Source organism: Rhodopirellula sp. UBA1907, assembly GCF_002337565.1.
Taxonomy (GTDB): domain Bacteria; phylum Planctomycetota; class Planctomycetia; order Pirellulales; family Pirellulaceae; genus Rhodopirellula; species Rhodopirellula europaea.
Genome location: NZ_DDGH01000083.1, coordinates 106,973 through 128,471 on the forward strand (window position 1 = coordinate 106,973; position 21,499 = coordinate 128,471).

21 protein-coding genes and 1 riboswitch are annotated in these 21,499 nt (G+C 54.4%); of the genes, 7 read left to right on the forward strand and 14 right to left on the reverse strand.

Annotated elements, in window-relative coordinates:
- Positions 1 to 241: 241 nt before the first annotated feature.
- From B2R17_RS17900 to B2R17_RS17930, 7 genes are all read right to left on the reverse strand, one after another.
- Positions 242 to 694, reverse strand: coding sequence for a dual specificity protein phosphatase family protein (locus B2R17_RS17900; RefSeq protein ID WP_286765061.1), 453 nt, complete (start codon positions 692 to 694; stop codon positions 242 to 244).
- 253 nt (positions 695 to 947) lie between these two features.
- A complete protein-coding gene (locus tag B2R17_RS17905; RefSeq protein ID WP_008666849.1) occupies positions 948 to 1,280 on the reverse strand; it encodes a hypothetical protein in 333 nt (110 codons plus the stop codon).
- A gap of 677 nt (positions 1,281 to 1,957) precedes the next feature.
- Entirely contained in the window at positions 1,958 to 2,173 is a 216-nt protein-coding gene (locus B2R17_RS17910) for a hypothetical protein (protein WP_008666845.1), read from the reverse strand.
- 461 nt (positions 2,174 to 2,634) lie between these two features.
- Positions 2,635 to 2,904 carry a hypothetical protein gene (locus tag B2R17_RS17915; RefSeq protein ID WP_144056617.1) on the reverse strand — a complete coding sequence of 90 codons (270 nt, stop codon included), beginning with the start codon at positions 2,902 to 2,904 and terminating at the stop codon, positions 2,635 to 2,637.
- A gap of 134 nt (positions 2,905 to 3,038) precedes the next feature.
- A complete protein-coding gene (locus tag B2R17_RS17920; protein ID WP_008666838.1) occupies positions 3,039 to 3,518 on the reverse strand; it encodes a hypothetical protein in 480 nt (159 codons plus the stop codon).
- A 185-nt stretch (positions 3,519 to 3,703) separates the two neighbouring features.
- The gene (locus tag B2R17_RS17925; RefSeq protein WP_144056616.1) at positions 3,704 to 4,042 is read right to left on the reverse strand and encodes a hypothetical protein; all 339 of its coding nucleotides are present in this window, start codon (positions 4,040 to 4,042) and stop codon (positions 3,704 to 3,706) included.
- A gap of 867 nt (positions 4,043 to 4,909) precedes the next feature.
- Positions 4,910 to 5,527 (reverse strand): hypothetical protein, encoded by a 618-nt coding sequence (locus tag B2R17_RS17930; RefSeq protein ID WP_286765064.1) that lies wholly within the window; start codon positions 5,525 to 5,527, stop codon positions 4,910 to 4,912.
- 533 nt (positions 5,528 to 6,060) lie between these two features.
- On the opposite strand from B2R17_RS17930, the gene B2R17_RS17935 reads away from it, so the two are divergent.
- Positions 6,061 to 7,617: a DUF1570 domain-containing protein gene (locus tag B2R17_RS17935; protein WP_286765066.1), complete on the forward strand. Its 1,557-nt coding sequence runs from the start codon at positions 6,061 to 6,063 to the stop codon at positions 7,615 to 7,617.
- Between the two features lie 248 nt (positions 7,618 to 7,865).
- Here the strand turns inward: B2R17_RS17935 and B2R17_RS17940 are convergent, their stop codons facing one another.
- The 4 genes from B2R17_RS17940 to B2R17_RS17955 form a co-directional block, all read right to left on the reverse strand.
- Positions 7,866 to 8,117, reverse strand: coding sequence for a hypothetical protein (locus B2R17_RS17940; RefSeq protein ID WP_008666832.1), 252 nt, complete (start codon positions 8,115 to 8,117; stop codon positions 7,866 to 7,868).
- 7 nt (positions 8,118 to 8,124) lie between these two features.
- Positions 8,125 to 9,669, reverse strand: coding sequence for a HEAT repeat domain-containing protein (locus tag B2R17_RS17945; RefSeq protein WP_339887711.1), 1,545 nt, complete (start codon positions 9,667 to 9,669; stop codon positions 8,125 to 8,127).
- 129 nt (positions 9,670 to 9,798) lie between these two features.
- Positions 9,799 to 10,182 (reverse strand): hypothetical protein, encoded by a 384-nt coding sequence (locus tag B2R17_RS17950; protein ID WP_286765069.1) that lies wholly within the window; start codon positions 10,180 to 10,182, stop codon positions 9,799 to 9,801.
- Between the two features lie 58 nt (positions 10,183 to 10,240).
- Positions 10,241 to 11,059: a hypothetical protein gene (locus tag B2R17_RS17955; RefSeq protein WP_008666826.1), complete on the reverse strand. Its 819-nt coding sequence runs from the start codon at positions 11,057 to 11,059 to the stop codon at positions 10,241 to 10,243.
- Between the two features lie 519 nt (positions 11,060 to 11,578).
- Here B2R17_RS17955 and B2R17_RS17960 point away from each other — a divergent pair.
- From B2R17_RS17960 to B2R17_RS17970, 3 genes are all read left to right on the forward strand, one after another.
- Complete coding sequence (locus B2R17_RS17960) at positions 11,579 to 11,731, forward strand: hypothetical protein (protein WP_286765070.1); 153 nt, start codon at positions 11,579 to 11,581, stop codon at positions 11,729 to 11,731.
- A gap of 141 nt (positions 11,732 to 11,872) precedes the next feature.
- Complete coding sequence (locus tag B2R17_RS17965) at positions 11,873 to 12,256, forward strand: DUF3302 domain-containing protein (protein WP_286765071.1); 384 nt, start codon at positions 11,873 to 11,875, stop codon at positions 12,254 to 12,256.
- On the forward strand, positions 12,253 to 13,377 hold the full coding sequence (locus tag B2R17_RS17970; protein ID WP_286765072.1) for an HlyD family secretion protein: 1,125 nt from the start codon (positions 12,253 to 12,255) through the stop codon (positions 13,375 to 13,377). The genes B2R17_RS17965 and B2R17_RS17970 overlap by 4 nt, the downstream gene beginning before the upstream one ends.
- A gap of 28 nt (positions 13,378 to 13,405) precedes the next feature.
- On the opposite strand, the gene B2R17_RS17975 is transcribed toward B2R17_RS17970, so the two are convergent.
- Complete coding sequence (locus B2R17_RS17975) at positions 13,406 to 14,776, reverse strand: DUF1501 domain-containing protein (protein WP_286765073.1); 1,371 nt, start codon at positions 14,774 to 14,776, stop codon at positions 13,406 to 13,408.
- Positions 14,777 to 14,786: 10 nt separating this feature from the next.
- On the reverse strand, positions 14,787 to 17,747 hold the full coding sequence (locus B2R17_RS17980) for a DUF1553 domain-containing protein (protein ID WP_286765074.1): 2,961 nt from the start codon (positions 17,745 to 17,747) through the stop codon (positions 14,787 to 14,789).
- A gap of 276 nt (positions 17,748 to 18,023) precedes the next feature.
- Positions 18,024 to 18,107: riboswitch (cyclic di-GMP riboswitch) on the forward strand.
- A gap of 80 nt (positions 18,108 to 18,187) precedes the next feature.
- On the opposite strand from B2R17_RS17980, the gene B2R17_RS17985 reads away from it, so the two are divergent.
- The 3 genes from B2R17_RS17985 to B2R17_RS17995 all read left to right on the forward strand — a co-directional run bounded on the left by B2R17_RS17985 (position 18,188) and on the right by B2R17_RS17995 (position 20,615).
- Positions 18,188 to 18,838, forward strand: coding sequence for a hypothetical protein (locus B2R17_RS17985; RefSeq protein ID WP_286765075.1), 651 nt, complete (start codon positions 18,188 to 18,190; stop codon positions 18,836 to 18,838).
- Positions 18,839 to 18,946: 108 nt separating this feature from the next.
- Positions 18,947 to 20,101 (forward strand): Tad domain-containing protein, encoded by a 1,155-nt coding sequence (locus B2R17_RS17990; protein WP_286765076.1) that lies wholly within the window; start codon positions 18,947 to 18,949, stop codon positions 20,099 to 20,101.
- Positions 20,102 to 20,105: 4 nt separating this feature from the next.
- On the forward strand, positions 20,106 to 20,615 hold the full coding sequence (locus B2R17_RS17995) for a TadE family protein (RefSeq protein WP_286765077.1): 510 nt from the start codon (positions 20,106 to 20,108) through the stop codon (positions 20,613 to 20,615).
- 103 nt (positions 20,616 to 20,718) lie between these two features.
- On the opposite strand, the gene B2R17_RS18000 is transcribed toward B2R17_RS17995, so the two are convergent.
- Complete coding sequence (locus B2R17_RS18000) at positions 20,719 to 21,414, reverse strand: hypothetical protein (RefSeq protein ID WP_286765078.1); 696 nt, start codon at positions 21,412 to 21,414, stop codon at positions 20,719 to 20,721.
- Between the last annotated feature and the right edge of the window lie 85 nt (positions 21,415 to 21,499).

A 21,499-nucleotide genomic window follows, 5' to 3' on the forward strand; every position in this document is an offset into this window, starting at 1 on the left:
GCTCGATAGCGATAGCGATAGCGATAGCGATAGCTTTGTCAGAACTCCTCGATCACACCCCAGCGATCCCCGTGAGCGCCGACCCGGCTTATCCGTTCAAACATCGGCCAACCCAATCCCAAAAAAGAAAGCACCTTCACCCACCAACCCAAGCAATGCCCCCGCTAGCAAAACCATCCGCATCGCCTTGCATCGGCGTTCAACATGCAAGCAGACAAGAAACCGCACCAACACAGCTCCGTCACGCGTCGTTTTCGAATGACGCCGGCTTGATCATTTCGACGTGAATTGACGCGACGGACGAAAGGAATGCCGGAGAAACATCCTGCGGTGCGTTCAGCAAAACAGCGGCAAGTGAATCGTCCAAGGATACACCTGTGACCAACGAAATTGCGGCTGATGCGACCACTGGTGACCTGCTCATGCCCGCAGAACATGCCACGAGGGTTCGCGTGTCGCGAAGGATCAGTGATCGGACACAGCAAATCGCCAAACCGATCAGTTGCGGACAATTCGACCCGTCATCGTGCAAAGGAAAACGGCAATAGATGTGGTCGCGTCCAAGTTGTGCAGGCGTTTCGTTCGCAGCGAGATCAACAACCGCCGCGATATTGTGATCATAGAGCTGACTCAAATCGCGAGCATTGATCGCGTCTCCGACGAACAGCCATTTGTGTTGTGTGGCGCGGATCAATCTTGCGTCCCAGTGGTATGAACTTCAGTCGGACAACAATTGCAATCAACGATGGCGGCGAAGCCCGCAAGCAGGAATGCGATGATTCGGAAGTCTGGCACACCTGGAGCGGATTTCAACAATTCCTCAGTGGTCGCTTCGTATGGATTTGCCATCAGATGATTCTCTGTCGAATCACGGTTGCCGCTGGCGAGCACGGGCGCCGTGTTTTCCATTTGCCCCTCGCCACGCAGGGCTTTGTTGCAATGTGGGCCTATCCGCCGTCTGCAACGCGTCGTTTCAACCACCAAGCGATTGTATCCAGCGACCGCCGTTCATAGCTAGCATCTGGGTACTGCGTGGCGAGAGACTTGGACAGGCAGGCCACACGTTCCGCCCCGTAAACATCAGCGAGATAGTGGGGCAACTCTTCAACGCTAAGGTTCCAAGTTGACGCAATTTGCGTTAGCAATTCTTCGAGCGAGTAAACACAGTCAGAAACAAGGGCAGGAAAGAATCGCGAGCAATCTTTCTGATCGCCGTAACTGCTTGAATGAGTGAAAAAGTAGAGCAATGCATCAAGCTGTTCCGCTCGCGGTATTTCCATGAATCTTTTTTGAAGCAGAATCTCCCGCCGGTGGTGCCGGGGCTTCCGAACGGCCTCAACGAATCGAATTTGTTCGGGAGACAGGTCCATTGAATTCAGTCAAAAAACGTCGCCAATTGAGGGACCGCGACGAGGAAAGCTCGTTGGCGTGAAAAAGTGACCTGGCTGCTCTCGCGCATCGGAATGATTACCCATCGGGTCGATCAAATAGATGCCTCCAGCCGCGGTCTCTCCACATCGCAAAATAGTGCCCGACCAGCAATCCGAACAACCCGACCAAAATAGTTGCCCCCGCCACAAGCAGAAAAAGCAAAGGGGGATCAACCAACTGACTCGCAGCCCGAAACCGAGTGTGGCCATCATTCGATACTAACGAGAAAACGACCATCCGAATTCCGCACTGCAACCAAAAAGTCAAAACGGCAGCGACCGTTGCAACAACACGCGGAGAAACTCCCGATGCATGCGCTGACCTGAATGCAGCGTAAAATGTGCAAATCGCAACAGAGACGAATGTTGCGGGGCCTGTTGAAAGCTGCTGTGCAGCGAAAACGCCCGCAAAAGCGACGACCAGGAGTAGCAGGTCGAGTGTCCTGTAGGTCATGTACGAATTTCAATCGAGTAACGCACTGCACCAGCTGGCAGGAGCGGAACCACGCCTGCGCCAATGCATGCAATCACGATCCGCTCCTGCCGGTGTCATCCTCAGCGGGGCGAATGACATCCACCCAATCTCCACCATACGGGTGAAGGTAGCCGTAGCGAAAAAGCGCCGAGAGCAAAACCGGACCGACCAGAAAGACGGGGAGACGAACGTACCACTTCACCTCGAAGTCGAGCAAGAATTCGCAAACGAAGTAACTGGCAACGAGCAGCCGAACAAGATGAGTCACCCAACGTCCCCAAGCAGGACCGAGCGTTACAACAAGTCGGGTTGAGCACTTCGAGCAAACGAACCCTCGCGAGTTCAGCACCTTCCAAAGACGATGCTGCGTCATGCAAACCGGACACTCTTCACGGGCCCAACTTCGAGATCGCCCCGAACAAGAACTGACGACTGGTGGAGCATATGGGTTTGTCAACGTGCACGCTCAATTGGAAAACATGGTCCATCTTCGGGCCGGGAAAACTGATTGCCCATTGACAAAACGTTCACAAACTTAGAGCCAGCAATACGATGAAAATCCGACCCGCGAATCCAAATCCGTAACGCAATTTTCACGCAAAAGACTTTTCGAACTTTCAAAGCTCCCAGAAAACACACATCGGGTTTAGATTCACACCATCATTCACCAAGGCGGACTTTTCCGATCCGCTTTCATCTGTGAAAAGCACTACGCTCCGTTGTGAAATTCTACCAGACACCGAATATTGCCACATAAACGGCAACACCTATTGCTCCGATTCCTCCAATCAATCTTGCGACAGAACTCAACACTGCAACTCCACCAGTAACTTCGTTGCCGTACTTATCCTTTGTTGCACCGGTCTTCAATCCGACCACTCCGAAATACACCAAGGCGATTCCCAAAACGCCAGCGACCAAGCTGATGACCAGCGGATTTTCGCGCAGCCAGACATTGGTGGGGCTATTGCGGTCGGCAATCAAAGTATAGGGGGACATCCTGTTTCCTGTGTTGATCTATTTTAAGCGGTTTGAGGCTATGCGTCACCAAGCGGTGGCGATGAAAGGATTCGGAAGGAATGTCGTAGCGTCACCATCCAGTGGGCACACGCTGGTTCAGTCAAGCTGCAAGTTCAAATCCGAGCAAAACGTGTCAGGCTCGCATCGTCGCTTCGTTCGGGGTTGAAATCAACGGGACGCGAGTCTCCAACCTCGCCTTGGCATATCTCGAGTTCGTCGTTGCGAAGGCGTACGATACACAAATGCGTGTCGCCGTTGTCATCAAGTTGGTCCATGATCGTCGACGTCCCCTCAGACCTTAGAACGATCTTACCTGCCGATCCATTGACGGAATATCGTTCTCCATCAATCACCATACGCAGGTCTGAGTTTTGCATCACCATGCTCGGTGCGAAGTTCCCGTTCTTTCCGACGGAAACCATCTTCCATTCACCCTGAATGTCGTCTAACGCAAACAGAGACTGAATCTTGTCGCCAGGTTGCTCGCCAAAGGCGGCTACCGAGTCATCGTCCTGATTTTTGATGGCGTCGTAAACGGCTGCAACTATACCAGCGACGGCGATCAGGCCGAGAATAACAAGTGCTTCAAACATTGATTTAAAAAAGACGAGAAACGGAATTACATTCACGTAATGTCAGCGTGAATTGGAGCGAACCTGTGTTGGAAAGCGGCAAGATTCAGCGGGCCGCTTGTGTTGACCATCCATTTGTGAAATTTCGCAAGCTCGACTTCGTTGCAACCGACTGTCATCCGCCAAATCGCACCGTGCAATACGACTCACATCGGCCCCCAGTCACCCCAGCATGCAATGATCATCATAAATTCATTGAGGGTCGCAAACGCCCAGAGAATAATAGCAGTAGACGCGATCAGAATCACGTGCTTTTTCGTTTGTGTAAAAACAATTGGCATGAGCACGACCAGGACCGCAAAAAATGGAAAGTAAAATGTCCATCCTTGACAGAAGCCGGAGATCGCACGGTCTCCGCGATTGCATAGGCAATACACGTAGACTGAGATGTCGATGAATGCAAGCGCAAGTGTCGGGCAAATAATCGCAATCGCAATTGGGTCGTTTCGCGCCTCGTGCACAAAATATGTTTTGAATGCGTTCACGGACGGTCCTTCGCTCTTTAAATTTCTTGAGTGCCAGCTGATTTCGCAACATTCGTTTGACACGTCATTAATGCGGAACGAGCAGACGACGGTCGGCACGAAACTGAGCGATTGCGGACATCAATCTGCGGTGCACCGACAGATTGGGCGCAGGCTCTATCGAGGCGTTGACTGGTGCCCCGCAGGGCAATGAAATCGCGGTGACGCATGCGTCGCAATCAAGTATTCCAATTCGGAAACGTCACACCGCACGCGTGAAAGGTCGTCCATTTTAAGAAGCCTCGCAAACCGTTCTCACGTGGATGTCATGGTTCGTCGCTTGTTCGATGTGCGTCATGAATTCGATTGGTCAGTTGCTTCGTGAATTTATCGAAGTGAGTTCGATCCCCGAGTTGCCGCGCAAATTGCACCCGACACGAATCAAGCGATGAAGGAAACACGATCCATTCTTCGGTGCGGTGTAGCCACCCGAATATCAGCATGGCAGTAGCGACGACCAACATTAGTAGCCCTGCGAAAACTGGCATGAATTCGCCACCAGCAAGAGTTTCGGCAATGCCGCCCCAGATCCCAAGGATTCCAAGCGGGATGCAGATCCAACACCCAGGTGAGATCTTTCTCGATCGGATTGGATAAGGAAGAACGAGATGGAGGGGCAACGACTGCTCCCACTTCGTACCGCTGGAGCGAAACGCAGTGGTAACCGCGTTGTCATCGACACGGCCCCACCCCGCACCCGCATTAGTTCGGTACCTGTATTCGAGAACTGTCATACATTCTTAATGCGACGAACGGCGGACATCACGGGGGACGGACGAACCAATTGTGAGTAAATCAAAAAACGCGACGCGCGTTCTACCGTGCATTTCATAGTTTGCCCAGTATTTCCGCTTTCGGATCACGCTCATCAAACGTCACGTGGGGACAAGAAATTGCGTGGGCGATCCCCTGAGCAAGATGCCTCAACTCACATTCAGCACCAGCAAGCATCGCAACGATGAAGGTGTACGATATGTCGCCGTTCACGCGATGGACCATCTGCAGTTCTGAAACAGCATCGCTTTCGTCGTCCGTGAATGTAGCATCCGCAACAGCAAGTATGTTAACCGTCGAGATACGTACATGCCCTCCGTCTAAAAGAACCGCATTCTGAGCTCTATCAAACGCGATAAATGGCCGAGAGCGAGCGAGGACTGCTCGTCGGGCGAGCGGAAAGTAAAAGGGGCTGAGTGTAACCACGGTACAGAGGGCAGCGATCGTAACTGGGATGGGATCATTGTGGGCGAGATACGATGCCCGAACGATACTCGCGCAAACGAGACCAGTTACCAGTGAGAATCCAGCAAGCCGAAGAAACGGGGTTGGGGCAAAGTCGAGTTCAAATCCATCGTCCGTCTCGGCAACCGCGTAGTGATCGCTGTAAATGTATCCAGCTCGTGCACGCCGGACGAATGAGTAGTCGGAGACGTTGGGTTCGGTGGTCAACAGATCTCTTTGGGCGAATAATAGATTCAACCCTACTCAGTAGGGTCGCAAATCGGGGAATCGCGTCGTACGGCGCGAGTGACCTGGGGTGGCCGACCAATGTCACTCGACTCACTGGCGTGTTGGAGATTTTAAGCACTTCGTGATTCTGCGGCAACTTTGCTATTGGATCGTTCATCCTGAGAATACTTGCAGACTTTGGACTGTCTGTGGCGTCTTTGGACGAAACCAACGAAGAAGATCAAGCCTGCTTTCGAAGATCGCTGTGGCGGTACGCAGTGATGCGTGGAAATCGATCGTTGGGCGAGCGGCACTGCACCGCTCACTGCATTGCCGAGTCAATTCAGTGAGAAATTCCATTCGCATGTCCAGTCATCAGGACCTACTGCATCGATGTCTCCGGGGTCGCCCGTTTTTTCTTCGTCGCCCGTTTTTTCTTCGTCGCTCTTTCTTCCTCATCCTCTCTTCGATGGACGATACAATCGAGCCTCGCAATTTTACTGAGAGCTATCGATTCGTTTTGGAGCGGCAACATGTTTTTGAGAATGAAGTTTTTGCCGAAAGCGATGTTGCTCGGAGGCGCATTCTGGATCTTTGGTAGCTTCGGTCTGCTCACCGACGACCAAGCCCAAGGTCAACAATTCGGGCCCATCGACAGCTTGCCGTCGCCGATGCTGGACATTCCGCGCAGCCCGATCACAGGTAGTCCAGATACGTTCAACCCTAACGATCGTCCTGGCAGCATCTTAACTCCCAAAAGGCCGATCCAACTTCCGGAACCAAACTTCGGACCAATGCTGGGTCTTTCCCGCTCAAGGCAAACTCCCGACGATGAAATGCAACCACCCGCGTCAGCTGGTTTGCAAATTCGCGTCGGCGACTTGATTCATCCTGAGAACGAACGCTTGGCTGTTCGGGATGACGACGGGAACCGAGTCGTCGGACGGTATCTCGTGGGCAGCGGTTCGGTGCGAGTCGTGTTGATGCCGGACGGGCGTTTGAAGGTGTTTGACAATGCGGAAGTCTCACCGACTGAGGACGCATTCACACCGATGAGCATGGATGAAGTCCGCGATCGCTGGTTGGCCGACGAACGACTCGCCAAGTTTCAAATGAAGTCCATTCAAAGCAGACATTTTCTGTTCTTGTACAACACGAGCGAGCCGTTCATCCGCGCGACGCGAACGATTCTCGAAACGATGTACCCGGCCGTTCGCAAGTATTTCCAGCGAACCCAGATTGACACGCATGAACCGGAGTTCCCACTGGTCATCATTGCATTTGCAAACGATCAGCAGTTTCAAGAATTCAATCGAATGCCTCAGGGCGTGGTCGCGTATTACGACAGTGTGTTCAACAACGTTGCCCTGTTCGAGCAATCACGCTTGAACCAAGTCGCTCCGCAAGTCGCGGTGATGAATTCAATCTCCACCATCGCCCACGAAGGCGTTCATCAAATCTTGTACAACATCGGCGTGCAACAGCGTCTGTCTCAATGGCCGATGTGGTTGAGCGAAGGTTTACCGGAATTCTTTGCACCGACATCAACGGGCGAGGGTGCTCGCTGGAAAGGCCTTGGTGCGACGAACGACTTGAGAATGAAAGAGATCTTTGAGGACGTAAAGGCTGGCAGGCGGTTGGGGGACGGCTCTTATCTCAAACGGCTCGTCGAATCGGATGATTTTGACTCGCAGGAATACGCTTATGCTTGGGGCGTGATCCACTGGATGGCTCGCAAACAACGTGAGGAGCTGTTTGGATCGATCCGCGAAGCGTCCACATCGAAGCCGCTCGCCCACCTGACAGAAAACGCACAAACCAACGCTTCCTTCTTTGAAAAACACTTCGGCGACGATTTTGTCGAACATGAAAAGGATCTGTCCAGACACCTGCTTTCGATTCGGTGGGTTGATCCAGCGGAAAACCAAGTGCACTACTTGGTGGTGTCAGGTAGCCGAGTCACGCTAACGACGTCGCCCGAACGAGTCGACGAATTACGACGCTCGACGCTGCCATTGCGGCGGTTCCGTGTGCAGCGGTATCGCACTCGCACGATGGCCGTACGAGCGATGAACGCAATCACACAATGAAAGTGATTCCAAGAAGTAGCATCCGATCCTACGTCAAGTGAATGCCTGCGTCACGTGCATGACTCCCATGGTGAATCATGTTCGAGATAGCGTTGCCTCACGGCACGTGCTACCAGAGTGCGTGGCGCGGCGACTCGTCACACCGAACTGTTTCAAAGGCGATGCCCATCATGATTGAGACGCTATCGGCCGTTGCGACATGATCCCGGCCGTGCCGGCCAGCTTACCGCGATGGGCAAGCATACGAGCTATTCCGACATTTCCTCGGGGTCTTTCAACACCCGGTCGGCTTGATGAATCGCGTCGACCAAGGTCTGAAGCGCCGATGAAACTCGATTGAGAGTCGGTGCCAGATCGGCCAAACACTGTTCTTCGAACTGACGGGCCGGTTCGTCACGCCAAACCGATTTGGTCCGCTGCCACTGCTCCGCGAATTCACTGAATTCATGCCGCAGTTGGTTTTGTGTTTCCTGGATCGTTCCGGTACCAAATGGCCTCATCGCTCAACTACTCCGAAATGCCGTTGGGATTGAACGTTCGTAACATCTTGCGGCCCTTGTAAAGGTGAAACAAATCTTCGGGCTGCGGCGGACGCGCGCGGCCGCCGGTGGGCAAATCAATCGTTTCCAAACCATCGGTCACAACGACGCACTCCTTCTCGTTCCGCACCGCGGTGAACACCGCCGCCGTTTCATCCAAGAAGAATCCCAACCGGTCGACTTTCACCTCTTCATACCCAACTCGTTCCAAGTAGGTCTGCAACGGTTCAACGATCCGGCGTTGAGCTTCGTTGAATTCCTTCGAGGGCACCGTGAAAATGTCTGGGTGATCCGCGTGCCAACCAGCATAGATCGCGTAGATGTCTTCTGGCGGAAAGTCCGCGACATCGCATGAGATGGCGAAGACGGTCGGTCCCGTCAGCCCAATGTTGCTGTATTGTTTCTCGCCAAAGTTGTATTCAAAGCGGACCAAGAACACGTCGACCGGATCTTCAAAGCTGGGCCACAGCATCCGCCGAGAATCCACCACCTCGACTCCAGTCGGTGGCACGCCCATCTGCTGTGGCTGAGTCAACCACAACGCCATCTCCGCCTCCGCGATCGCACGTGGCTCACGGTGTTCCGCGTCGATCAAATCTTCCATTCCCAACTCATCGGCGTAAGCGATCGCTCGCAAACGAGCGGCTGGTTCGCCCGCCAATTCTGCCAAGCGTTCTTTGCCGGTATCGACGCCCAACTTTGCCAGAGCCCCCGCGGCCTCACATTGGACTCGGCGATGCTTCAGGTCCAAGGTTTTGTTCAACTCACCGATGGAGCTTTCATCGCCAATCAATCCAATGGCGTCGCACAGCGAAACCGCCAGCGCCACCGCTTCGCCCAGAACCGCTTGGACTTGTTCCACCTCGGTCCCAAAGCTGCGAGGGTCTTCTTCGAACTTGGCCAAACGTCCCGCAACGTGGCCGAGCAAAGCGTTCAGCGATGCAATGCGTCCCTTCGCAGGATGCTCGTTGACCAACCCCGTTCGAGTGATGTGACCCGCCAAATCCAAAATGGGTGCCGCCAAAGAAGGCTCCGAAATCGAATCCAACAGAGCGGGAAAAACCGCGTTGATCTGCCAATCATTGTGCTGCATCAACGGGCTCAGGATCTGTGCCGCCGCCATCCAACCCTTTGGCGGTGACTGTCCAAGCTGCGTGACCAAGACGCCCAGCGATTCCGGTGTCCGGCGCATCGCCAACAACTGCAGCATCAGGTGCCGATTGGAAACTTCCGGCGAAAGCGATTCGATGATTTTCCCCAACGCAGCGGGTTCAATCTCCGACAGTGGATCGCCCTCAGCCCTCAGCGTTTTCAGGTGAATCAATCGAAGCAATCCACCGGTGATCGCTGGGTCCGCATCCATCAAACGCGATGAGTCTTCCGCGAGTGCGTCCACCAACATGGGGCCGGTCAAGTTTGGATCATCTGCCAACTGTTTCAGTGCCACGCCAGCCTGAACCGGGTCGGCACCGGCAGCGAGAATCGGGTCAAAGGAGATTTCCGACAAGGTCAAAGTTCCAAAAGTGAAAGATGTAAAATGGGGCAGGGGAGGGCAGGGCAGAGCAGGGCGGTACGAAGTCAAACCGCCGTTCATCCGGTCGCAACTGCTGAGGGCTGCCAGAACAAAGTTTGCTATTCCGGTTTACGAATCATCCGAATCCGGTTGATACGTCAGATCAGGATTCACCGCATCGGACCATCCCAATCGGTCAATGTCATCCAGAGTCGCCCAACGATTGTTGCCCTGGTACAGCGGCGATTGATCGATCGGGCACTTGGGTGTTTCCGCATCGGCATAAATGTGCACGCCCTGAACATTGGGTTGCAACCAGATCGCTTCGCATTCGTCGCAGACCACCAAACCGTGTGAAGGTTTGTCGTCGACCAATCCACACGCACGAATGGAGCACAGACCTTGTTCGCAAATCGGGCACGAAGCAACGCTGTGTCGAACATCGGAATTGGAATCGGGGTGAGTCACAGAATTGACTTCCAAACAAGAACGGAATGATTCGGGTGGTGCCATTGAAGATTGATTTCAAAATGGCATTTTCGCATGTTGATTCAACGATGCGGAATGGGACCTACAGCGGAAACGCGGTGATCAAGCGATTGCCTTCCAATACCAAACGCACTCGGCGAGCCATCGGGTTGCGACTTCTCTGCCCGTCGCGTCCACCAACAAAGCCAACTCGTTTTCCCATGTCGACGGTGTAGATCGTTCGCTTGCCATCCACTTCTTTGGTCGTCCGTTGATTCGCTTGTGCTTTCTCGTACGCCTTGTCGATCGTTGCCAGGGCCCCTTCCATGTCGCCATCAAAGACGCCGTGTTTGCCGGAGCGATTGGGTTGGTCTTTGGTGTGACGGCGAAGATGTTCGAGGCGGTGACCTTCGGCACTTCCAGGCGTGTACAGCACACCGGCGGGAGAGAGAAACCGGTCCGGGCTGATTTCTCTCAGCAGACCGTACTCCAATTCGGACTTGTCCGTATTGGAGGCTGCCGACGGGCCCGACTCCGGATCGCCGCGAGTCATCTTGGACGCCAGAGGCCCAGGCGAAGAGCCGCGATCGGACGTCACGTCGGACTTGGTCGACGTCGCGTCGTTTTTGGATGTTGATCCGGACGTGGATGCCGGTTCACGAGACGAGCTCGATTTGCCGGTGGAATCGGTGTTGGATTGCGGTGAATCCACCGTCGGGTTGGAACGCTCCGCGACCGTTTCCCGCGAGACCTCGCTCGACCGCAGGGCAGGCAAGTTCCACCCGGTCGTTTCGTTGATGGTGGGGCGCAACAGCGAGTAGCCACCGATCAGTACAGCGATGACGATGCCGGCCGTTGTGGTCTGTTTGGCTTTTTTGCCCCCCGACCTATGCGGTCCAGAGCGATTCTCAGCAGCGTTCATTGGAATTGGGTCGCGGCTTCAGGTTCAGAAAAGTGCATCAACAGATGTCAACTTACCAGCCGATGCCAAAACTGGCCAACCTTGCCATTCCCTTTCCATCGGATGAGCCAGAAAACGAAAAACGAGAGCTTGCGGCGAGTTCAAAAGCCGGACTGATTCGGATGCCCGCAGCCCCGCAAATGCCAAAGGAACGGATCGCATGGCTCAGTCCGATGGTTTCAACGGAGCCTGCTCGGGCAGAACAAATCGGATCGCACCGGGCACGACCGAGAAATCAAAACACTTCGAATGCACCGGCTCGCCATCAATGTTGATTTGAAACTCGCTCTCCGATTCGAGTCACAACGATGGCACCTCATGGAGCCACTCCCGCTGTCATGAAGATCTCTGGAAGAATCCTATCAAACTTCGCTTCGCTTCCAATCAACTTGCCAGAACGATGAATTCGCACCTGAACCAAGAGGCAATGCCTACAATACATCGTCATTTCGATCTGTTCGCGATGACGATCAGGTCGCCATGACAAAGATCGAACGCACATTGGGCTTTCGGATCTGCCTGGACGAAACCTTTGACATCGATTCCGATGCCGGAGAACCTGTCAGCGAAGACGACCACGTTCTCTTCGATTTCGAAGGGAAGCTGAGCAAGGTGGTGGTGAAACTAGATTAGACACGGTGGGGACCAATCCGACCCTAACGCAACCGCAGGTTTCTTTTCGCATCCCCGGCTGAATCATTTCGTAACATGAACCGTGATCCGCCCACGGTTCCGGGTGACTCGAACGAATCTTTCTTTGCAAGTGAGCTCAAAATGCATGATGGCGCAACGTACTTTGCCTGGCTGGTTCTGGCGATTCTATTTTTTGTCGCCGTCAGCGTATTCGTTTGGCTTGGCTCAATCCCCAAGAAGATCGCCGTCAAACGCAACCATCCTCAGGTCGATGCGATCAACGCATGCAGTTGGCTTGGGATGGCATTGGGCGGAATAGGCTGGCCGATCGCCTTCATCTGGGCGTTGACCGATTTCCGCAGCAATCCGCTCGAGACCAGCAGCACTTCTAGCAACCAAGATTCGCAACCAACCCCGCCGTCGGCGCCGACGACTGAATCGCAGCAAATCACGGTGTTGAAACAACGCGTGGAAGAACTGGAGGAAAAACTTCAAGCCGCGAACAATCAAGGAGACCTCGCATGATTGCTGTTATCACGATTGTCTATATCGCACTTGTTTTATTGATCTACAAAATCCTGAAGGTCAAACCATCACCGAAGAACGTGGCGGTCATGGTCGTGCTCGGTGTTTTCTTGATTGGTGCGGTCGTCATCAATTGGAAATTTTCCGCACCGACTTCCAATCAACTGGTCGTCTCACGCTACACCGTTCAATTGGTCCCTCAGGTCAAAGGCCCCATCACGAAGATTCATGCGGAACCGAATGTTCCATTGAAGAAGGGCGAGGACCTTCTGTTTGAGATCCAGTCCGATACATATCAAAACACGTACGACCAAATCTCCGAATCGCTCGACGCTGCAAACAAGAGTGTCGAACAGTTGAACGCTGCGATCGAAGCCGCTCGTGCGGGAGTTGCTCGGGCTGTCGCTGCACAACAAGCCGCCGAAACTGAGCTGACCATTTCCGAGAAGTCCGAGGAACGACTTGCCGGCTCGGTCAGCAAGCTTCAGTTGCAACAACTGCGTCAACAACTCAATGCGGCCGATGCTTCTGTCGACCAAGCCAACGCAACGCTCCTGCAGTCTCAGCTGGGGATGCAGGCCGCCGAGAGCACCGCTCGCAGTTTGGAGGCCCAACTAGCAAACGCCAAATTCAATCTCGATCAATGCCGCGTCTACGCTCCCTCGGATGGGTTCGTGACAAACTGGATGGTCCGAGAAGGAACGATGGCGGTCCCAATGCCTTTCTCTCCACTGGGGACATTCGTCGATTCGACGCAGTTGATTCTCGTGGCAAGTTTCCCACAAAATTTGTTGTGCAATGTTCAACCCGGCGATCGAGCGGAGCTGACCTTCAAATCGCGGCCCGGGGAGGTTTTCACGGGTGCGGTCGAAGACATTGTCCAGGCGACCGGTGAAGGGCAGTTCGCAGTGACAGGATCATTGCCGTCGGCAGCAAGCCTTGGATCTAGCGGAAAGTTTGCGGCCAAGTTTGTGATGGATGACACAGAAGCGGCACAGCTACTGGCCGTCGGAACCTCTGGCAACGTGGTCATCTACACCGACCACGGAAAGGCGTTTCACGTCATCAGCAAAGTCGTCATCCGTATGAACGCTTGGCTCTACTACCTGTTGCCGTTCTAAGAACTCACGTGAGCCGTTTGGGCATAGTTCACGACTCCAATATCTCCTCGACCACACGTCCGTGGACGTCCGTCAGACGAAAATCGCGACCAGCGTAGGGATACGTCAAACGCTCGTGGTCGATTCCAAGTTGATGCAGCATCGTCGCGTGCAAATCGTGCATGTGAACCCGATCGCGAACCGCGTAGTAGCCATAGTCATCGGTCTCGCCGTACGTGATTCCGCCGCGAATCCCGCCACCGCCCAGCACCATTGAGAATCCTTGCGGGTTGTGGTCGCGACCGTTGCTTCCCTGAACAACGGGCGTCCGTCCAAATTCGCCGCCCCACACGACCAACGTGTCTTCCCAGAGCCCGCGTTGCTTCAGATCCGCGAACAATCCTGCGATCGGCAGGTCCGTCTTGGCTGCATTTTTCTGGTGACCGTTCTTCAAGTTGCCGTGCTGGTCCCACACCTGGCCGCTGCTGACCGTGATGAATCGAACCCCGGATTCCGCCAACCGACGCGCCATCAAACAACTGCGTCCAAACGAGTCGGTCGTCTTCTCACCGATCCCATACAGTTTCTTGGTCGCTTCGGTTTCCTCCGACAAATCCATCACCTCCGGCGCGGTGCCTCGCATCCGATTGGCCAAGTCCACCGCCTCGATGGCACCATCGGTCGCTCGGTCTCGCCCTGCGGATTGCACATGGCCGCGGTTGAGCTGGTTGACCAAGTCAAACTGGTGTCCCTCAGCGGCATCCAAGTAAGCGATCTTTCCATCGCCAATCTGACCGTTTTTGCCCACCACGGTCGCTTGATGCTTGGCGGGCAGGAAAGCGGCTCCGTAGTTGCGAGGTCCACCATGGGCCGTCGCGGGTGCGATCGCAACGTGAGCCGGCAAATCCGGATGCCCGGCCCCCAATGCATAACTGATCCATGCACCAACACTGGGGCGAACAAAGTTGTCGCTGCCCGTGTTCACCATCCCGACCGCTTGGCCGTGCGATTGGCCGCGAGTGTGCATGGACCGAACAACGCACAGTGAATCCAGATGCTTGTTCATCTCCGGCAATAAATCGGTTGCCCATAGCCCAGCCTCACCGTGTTGCGACCATTTCCAAGGGCTCGCAAGCAATGTCGGTTTGGCACTGATTTGAGGCGGCAACTCGAACGGCAAATCCTTTCCGTTGTCGGCGATCAACCGCGGCTTGTAATCAAACGTGTCGACATGCGACGGTCCGCCATGCATGAACAAGAAGATCACCCGCTTGGCTTTCGCTGGATGATGCTGCACGGGCGTCTGCACATCCGAGCCATTGGCCCACACACTCGACGCGGGCATCGCCGACGCGGTGACAGCCAACGCTCCAGTCGTCCAAGTCGATTGGACCAAGCAATCTCGACGGTTCAGTTTCATCAGTTTCGCCTCAATCCAAAAATCGAAATTCGGTGCTCGCAAACATCGCCGCGATCCATTCGCGATAGCGTTCTTCGTCGCTCGACATGGCCTTCGCCACATCGCTTTCCAACCAAGCTTGCAAGATTTGGTCGTCGACCGGTCGAGGGTCACGAGAGAACAACACGGCGCAGGCCCACCGGACACGCTGCGTGTCGTCTGTTGTCTCTTTCATCATTCGCTTCGTCGTTTGCATCGCCCATCGGCGTACCTCGGGGCTGCCGATCAAAGTCAACGCTTGCGCCGGCACGTTCGTTGTCGGTCGTTTCCCAACCAACAAATCCGGATCCGCCGCGTCCAGGTTCGCCAGCAACGGTGGAATCTCGGATCGAATCAATGGTAAGTAGATTGTTCGCTTCGGATCATCCAGCCCAAACTTGGTGGTCGCTTTGGAGTTGGCGTTGTTTTGACTGACCAAGGTCGCATAGCTGTCCATCAAGTTTTCACGACCGCTGGGGTCGAGCGTGCCGGCAGCAACCAACATCGCATCGCGAATCGCTTCCGCGGGAATGCGTCTGCGAACGGCCCGACCTCGCCATCGGTTTTCAGGATCGAGTGAGACTCGCGGGTCGTCATCCGAAACCATCGATCGTGAATACGCGTCGCTGCAAACGATGTTTCGAATCAAACGCTTCTGACGCCAACCGTTGCGTACAAAGTCGATCGTCAACGCATCCAACAACTCGGGATGAGTCGGTTTCTCGCCCCGAACGCCGAAGTTGTCGACGGTCCGCACCAGTCCTTCGCCCATCAGGTGCATCCAGATTCGGTTGACACTGACCCGCGCGGTCAGCGGGTGATCAGGATCGGTCAACCACTGTGCCAACTCCAACCGACCGCTTCCTTCCAAGGGTTCAAACGCGGTGGTGGATTCACTGAAGACCTGCGGAATGCCTCTCGGGACGATGTCGCCCAGATTGCTGACCTCACCCCGAATATGAATCGGGCAATCCTCCTGCTCATCGCTCGGTAAATCGGCCAGCGCCATCGCGGTCGGAACGGGGGGCGGAGCATTGGCGACCAAATCGGCTCGTTGTGACTTCAGTTGCTTGAGTGTCTGAGTCAACGCGGTTCGCATCGCGATGTTTTGTTCGATCTCCGCGTCTGATTCACCCGGGTCCTTTTCGCCATCGACCTGAACCCACTGCACGGCATCGGCGATCACATAACCATCCGTCCCACGGTTCGAAAGCGTGACCTGCGACTGAGTTTCCGCCTCGCAGTCAAACTCCTTCAGCACGCTGTAAGTGCCCGTCGTCGGAGGAACCGTCTGATTCAAAACCAGATTGTGAGTCTCGTCGTTCAACTGCACCGTGACAGGCAGATTCGACGCCCGATTGCCGCTGGAGTTGTAGTGAACTCGAAGCTCATACCGTCCGGCCTTGGGCAAGACCGCGGCAAACCGGATCGACGCCTCCCCTTTGTTTCGATTTTCGTCGTGCACATAACCTTTGCCAACAAACCCAGATTTGTACGTCGATTCAACCCAGTGACCTTCACGAACGGCATCGACATCATCGATCGTGATGCCTTCGAGTTCCGTCTTCTCTGCGAGAAACTTCAGTTCCGACTCGACTGCTTTGATCTCTTGATCGAGGCCTTGCAGCGATTGTTCGTGTTCACGAATGGACTCCTTGTGCTTCTTCGAAATCGGAAGCGGAGTTTTCTCCCAAGTGCTGACGTATTGCTGCGACTCACCATGCAGTGTTCGCGTGCTGCGAAAGATCCCAGCCATCGCGTAGTAGTCTCGCGTGGTGATGGGATCAAACTTGTGATCGTGACAGCGAGCACAACCAAACGTCATGCCGAGGAAAGCACGTCCGACCGTGTCGAGTTGCTCGTCGACCACATCCATCCGCAACTTGGTCTTGTTGCGTTCACTCAGCATCTTGGTGCCGATCATCAAGAACGTGGTGGCGACCAACTTGTCACGTCGATCTTCATCGGAAGAGGCCGGCATCAAATCACCCGCGATCTGTTCGCGAATTATCCGGTCGATCGGCATGTCGTTGGCAAACGACCGCACCAAGTAATCGCGATACCGCCAAGCGTCATGATGCGTCGCATTGAAATCGCTGCCGTTGCTGTCGGCGTAGCGAGCCACGTCCATCCAGTGCCTCGCCCAATGTTCCGCAAACTGCGTGCTGGCGAGATAGCGATCCACCAATCGCCGCCAATGTGCGTCGCTGGGATCCGCTTGAAATTGTTGAAGCGCTTCAGGATCGGGCGGCAACCCAGTCAGATCAAACGCCAAACGTCGCAGTCGCACGCTCGGGCTTGCGATCGGAGTTGCGGTCAATCCTTCGGCGTCCAAGCGTCGTTGCAGGTAGGCATCGATCGCGGAATCAGAATCAAACGCAACCGGCGACTCGCTCGAGCGAGGAGGCTGAAACGCCCAAAACTGCCGAGCTTGTTCCCAGTCGAATGACTTTGACTGAGAACTTGTGAGCTGTTCCTCTTCATACATCAATCTTGGATCAGCCGCACCATCGCGAATCCATTTTTCAAAATCTCGCACCACGTGATCGGGCAGCTTTCCCGAGGGTGGCATCTCGGAGGACTCGTACCGAATCGCCGCCATCAGTTCGCTTGCCGCGGGATCGCCAGGTCGGATGGACGGCCCACTGTCACCGCCAACTTCCCATCCTTCCTTCACATCCAAACGCAACGAACCGCCGAGGTCATCCGAATCTTTAGCATGGCATTCATAGCAATGCTCGATCAGAACCGGACGAATGCGAGCTTCGAAGAAGTCAAAGGATTCTTCGTTCGATTCATCCGCGGAAACCATCGCTGCACAACCGATGGTTAGCCCAAAAAAAGCCAGCATCCATCGAGCGGTCGGCCAACGATTGGCGAGCGAACAACATCGATCGCCGATTGGTTCAGCGATGACGTTGTCAAACAAGGGCGGGGCGAACGGACTCTTCATTACAGAACCGTCGATCAAAAGGTGGGGGAGAGGCGGGCCCTATAGGGTACACCATTCCCAACAACCGTGTGCCACGCGAGTCATCGCACCATCAATCCGTTGGAAACAGAGGTCAAAAGTCGACCATTCCGCTGCAAAATCGTTTCAACCGGCACGAGCGGGCGAACCACTGTCGCAGTCGCACAATCTGCAACCGGGGATGGCTCACAAAAGCCCACCTGCTCATTCGTGACCTAGTGTTTGTGTTAGCGACGTTGTGGGCTTCCGATTCGACATTCAAGAAAACGGCAAACCACGTGTAAACGTGGGACGCAAAGTCATGGATCCATGTTGAAAAACTTGGACTGCCAGACCGCCCTGGATGCTTATCGACATCGCGAGAAGATGTGGTTGTCACATCGAGCGGGGGGGATTTCCTGCTCACACCGAAGGCGCACACCATGCGGAACGAACTTGCCCTTTCAAAGCTACTCCTCGCGGGCCTGCTGGGCTTATGGGTTTCACTCACCCCAAGCGACGTCTCTGCAGACGATCGTAAATCGATCTACTTCATCGAAGAAAACTGGGAACTGACGCTGGGCGATCCCGAGCCTGACATCAATTCGCCACAAGTATCGTTTTTCGTCTTTCCGAACCGAGACGACGAATCTCGCTACTTTGAGTTGCAACTGAACTATGCCGCAGATGCAACCTATTCAAGCGGTGGGTTTCGCGTCACTGCCGCGGTCAACGACAAGGCGGTCGACCACGAACGTGGTGGAGACTTTCAAAACTGGTCAGCGAGCAACGACTGCATCCGATGGACGACCGTCATGGCCGTCAAGAACTCTCGCTATCTCTTCGCGATCAAAAATGGTGAGTCGGCTGATTGGGGAGCCTTTGGAGGCCCTGACTACTTGGTTGAAATGCCACATGAGAGCGGTGATGGCCTGATGAAATATCACCCCGATACAAGCCTCGCGAATGTCGACATCGGATTCGGAGCCAATCGTGTTCGTTCGATTCGATTGAAAAGTATCCGGGTCGTTTTTGAGGATGGCAGTGACCAAGTCATCACAGTCAATCTGACACCGACGTCGATCAATTCGTGATCGAACGATCGGATCAACGTATCGTGCCAATGCACAGTGGACGAATCTTCAGAAGATTATCCGTTCGTCTCCAACCATCGCGTTCTGCCATCATCCAGTTGAAATCAAATGTCATCCAAATCGATCATCCAACTCCGCTATTGCATTCAAGAGCCTGAATCCCGACGCGGCGCCGCGGGAATCTTTGGCCTCATTCTCTGTGTCGCATTGTTCACAGTCCTGGCGGTCGTTTCAGAATTTGCCTACATCAACACCGCAAGAACAGAACTCTCCAGGTCCGCCGATTCTGCTGCACTCGCGGGAGCCTGGGCGTTGTATGATGCTCGCGTCAACGGGGACCACGATGGCGTCAACCAGGTAAAGTCTTCGGCAGACCGAATCAGCTCCGCCAATCACATCGGACAAATCCAGGCTCATGTTGGCTCAGTCGATCACGCGGTCGAGATTGGATCTTACGATCATGCGACTCAAGTCTTTGAGCCAATGAATGATTGGGCGTCGGCCAACGCGGTCCGCGTCAATCTCCATCTGACAAACTCGGCTCATGGCGAACTTCCGTTGCAGCTGGCTGGATTGACTGGTCGAAAATCGCAATCTCTTCGTCAAAGCGTGACTGCAGCATTCCAACACAATATCAGCGGGTTCAAGCGTCCACCGAACAATGGAACCAAGATTGACATCTTGCCCATTGCTCTGGATGAGGAAACTTGGCAACTGGTCAGTGACAAACAAACTTCTGACGACTTGATGTACTTCAACGGATCGGTCGTGGAAGGAAGCGACGGCTTCCACGAATGCTCACTCTATCCAACGGGAACCGGTGCTCCTGGTAATCGTGGAACTGTCGACATTGGATCATCCAACAACAGCACCAGCGATCTTCGCCGCCAGATTCTCTATGGAATCTCGCAAGATGATTTTGATGCTTTGGGACGTGAATTGGTCTTTGATGAACACGGCGAACTGTCCTTGAACGGCGACACGGGAATCAGTGCGGGAATCAAAGCCGAACTCAGCTCCATCATCGGTGAGAAAAGGATCATTCCGATCTTCCGCAAGGTGCAAGGCAACGGCAACAACGCCAACTACACCATCGTGCGGTGGGAAGGAGTGAGAATCCTCAGCGTGAAGCTAACCGGCCCGATGAAGAAGAAGCACCTAACGATTCAGCCCACCCCGATGATTGCGAGAGGGTGCGAATTCGACGTCGCAGGCAATGTCCACAGCGAGTTCTTGTACTCTCCTGCAATGTTGGTGGACTGATCTCATGAAACGTTCATTGAAAGGAAGACCTGCCCGCCGGAGACGCGCCGAGTCGAAAGTCTCTTGGGAACAAGGCCCTCGCAAGAAGACGGAATGCACTGCCAGCACATCTCGACGATCGTCTTTGTTGCGTCATGGCGCTGCGGCCGTCGAATTCGCATTCATTGCCCCGTTGATGATCTTCTTGACCTTTGGGCTGATCGAACTTGGAAGACTCAGCATGCTTCGCGACAGCGCGATTCATGCCACCCGCGAGGGCGCTCGAGTTGCAATCAAGCCATCGGCAACGACGAACGAAATTTCCTCTCGAGTGGAGGAAGAACTTGGTTTGATGGGAATCAGCGGCGGCAGCTCAACCGTCGATTTCACAAGCGACGGTTCCACCGGAGTGGAATTGGTCACAGTCAACGTTTACATCCCAATCGCCGAAAACAGCTGGCTACCAAACACTCTCGCGATGGGACACACCAACATTGAAGGATCCACGACCATGCGGCGTGAGAGCAGCAACTGATTTTCAATTGAATTCCCAGGAGCTCGCTCACACGACTACCGCTTGAATATGAATGTTCGGCGTTGCGTCAACCAACGCCGAACATTCCTTCAAAACCCAAACTTCAATCTTCTGATTTTGCAGCTTCCTCATCAGATGCGTCCGACGGTTCCTCTTCGTCCTTCGCACTCGCTGCAGCTTTCTGTTCTTGCTGGCGACGCTCTTCTTCACGTTGCTTGCGTTCTTCTTCCAAAGCCGCGTTGGCTTTTTCCAAGCTGGCCTTCGCGCTGGTGAGCTGCTGTTGCAATTCACCCGTTTGAGCTTCCATCTCCTTCTTCAACGTTGCGACTTCTTGCTGAAGCTTTTTGCGTTGTTGCTGAGCGATCGTCTCAGCTTGCTGGGCTAGCTCCCGAGCGTCGTCAGACTGTTTCTCAGCCTTCTTGGCTCGCTCAGCTTGGGCTGCGACATCGGCTTTCAAGGCAGCAATCTGCTCTTCCAATGAAGCGACCTTCTCATTTGCTTCCGCGATCGCAGCGTCTTTCTCTTCCAACGATTGATTAGCCGCCGCGACTTCAGCTCGCAATGCGACCAGCTCGGTCGTCAACGCGACGTTCAGTTCGCTGGGATTGTCCATTCCGCCCATGTCGTGAGCAGTCATGCCACCGGCGACTGATGAACAGTTCGTCACCTCGGTGGGACACGCGGGAGCGGTCACGCACTTGGGGGCACAGGTGGTTTTGCGAAAACAATCGCCCGCGAAACCGGGTGCGGCGAATGAAAGGGCCAGCGTGAATGCGGCCGTCGAAGTCTTCTTCATCATGGTGTCGATCTTCTAAGGTGGGTCAAAACAGGTGGGATCGGAGAAGGTCGCTGCTATTCGCGACGTCTCCGATTTCATCCTAATT

Excerpts from the sequence above, each read along its gene's own strand:
- B2R17_RS17905 (WP_008666849.1), bottom strand. The coding sequence starts at position 1,280 with ATGGAAATACCGCGAGCGGAACAGCTTGATGCATTGCTCTACTTTTTC.
- B2R17_RS17915 (WP_144056617.1), bottom strand. The coding sequence starts at position 2,904 with ATGTCCCCCTATACTTTGATTGCCGACCGCAATAGCCCCACCAATGTC.
- B2R17_RS17920 (WP_008666838.1), bottom strand. The coding sequence starts at position 3,518 with ATGTTTGAAGCACTTGTTATTCTCGGCCTGATCGCCGTCGCTGGTATA.
- B2R17_RS17935 (WP_286765066.1), top strand. The coding sequence starts at position 6,061 with ATGTTTTTGAGAATGAAGTTTTTGCCGAAAGCGATGTTGCTCGGAGGC.
- B2R17_RS17940 (WP_008666832.1), bottom strand. The coding sequence starts at position 8,117 with ATGAGGCCATTTGGTACCGGAACGATCCAGGAAACACAAAACCAACTG.
- B2R17_RS17950 (WP_286765069.1), bottom strand. The coding sequence starts at position 10,182 with ATGGCACCACCCGAATCATTCCGTTCTTGTTTGGAAGTCAATTCTGTG.
- B2R17_RS17955 (WP_008666826.1), bottom strand. The coding sequence starts at position 11,059 with ATGAACGCTGCTGAGAATCGCTCTGGACCGCATAGGTCGGGGGGCAAA.
- B2R17_RS17960 (WP_286765070.1), top strand. The coding sequence starts at position 11,579 with ATGACAAAGATCGAACGCACATTGGGCTTTCGGATCTGCCTGGACGAA.
- B2R17_RS17965 (WP_286765071.1), top strand. The coding sequence starts at position 11,873 with ATGCATGATGGCGCAACGTACTTTGCCTGGCTGGTTCTGGCGATTCTA.
- B2R17_RS17970 (WP_286765072.1), top strand. The coding sequence starts at position 12,253 with ATGATTGCTGTTATCACGATTGTCTATATCGCACTTGTTTTATTGATC.
- B2R17_RS17975 (WP_286765073.1), bottom strand. The coding sequence starts at position 14,776 with ATGAAACTGAACCGTCGAGATTGCTTGGTCCAATCGACTTGGACGACT.
- B2R17_RS17980 (WP_286765074.1), bottom strand. The coding sequence starts at position 17,747 with ATGAAGAGTCCGTTCGCCCCGCCCTTGTTTGACAACGTCATCGCTGAA.
- B2R17_RS17985 (WP_286765075.1), top strand. The coding sequence starts at position 18,188 with ATGCGGAACGAACTTGCCCTTTCAAAGCTACTCCTCGCGGGCCTGCTG.
- B2R17_RS17990 (WP_286765076.1), top strand. The coding sequence starts at position 18,947 with ATGTCATCCAAATCGATCATCCAACTCCGCTATTGCATTCAAGAGCCT.
- B2R17_RS17995 (WP_286765077.1), top strand. The coding sequence starts at position 20,106 with ATGAAACGTTCATTGAAAGGAAGACCTGCCCGCCGGAGACGCGCCGAG.
- B2R17_RS18000 (WP_286765078.1), bottom strand. The coding sequence starts at position 21,414 with ATGATGAAGAAGACTTCGACGGCCGCATTCACGCTGGCCCTTTCATTC.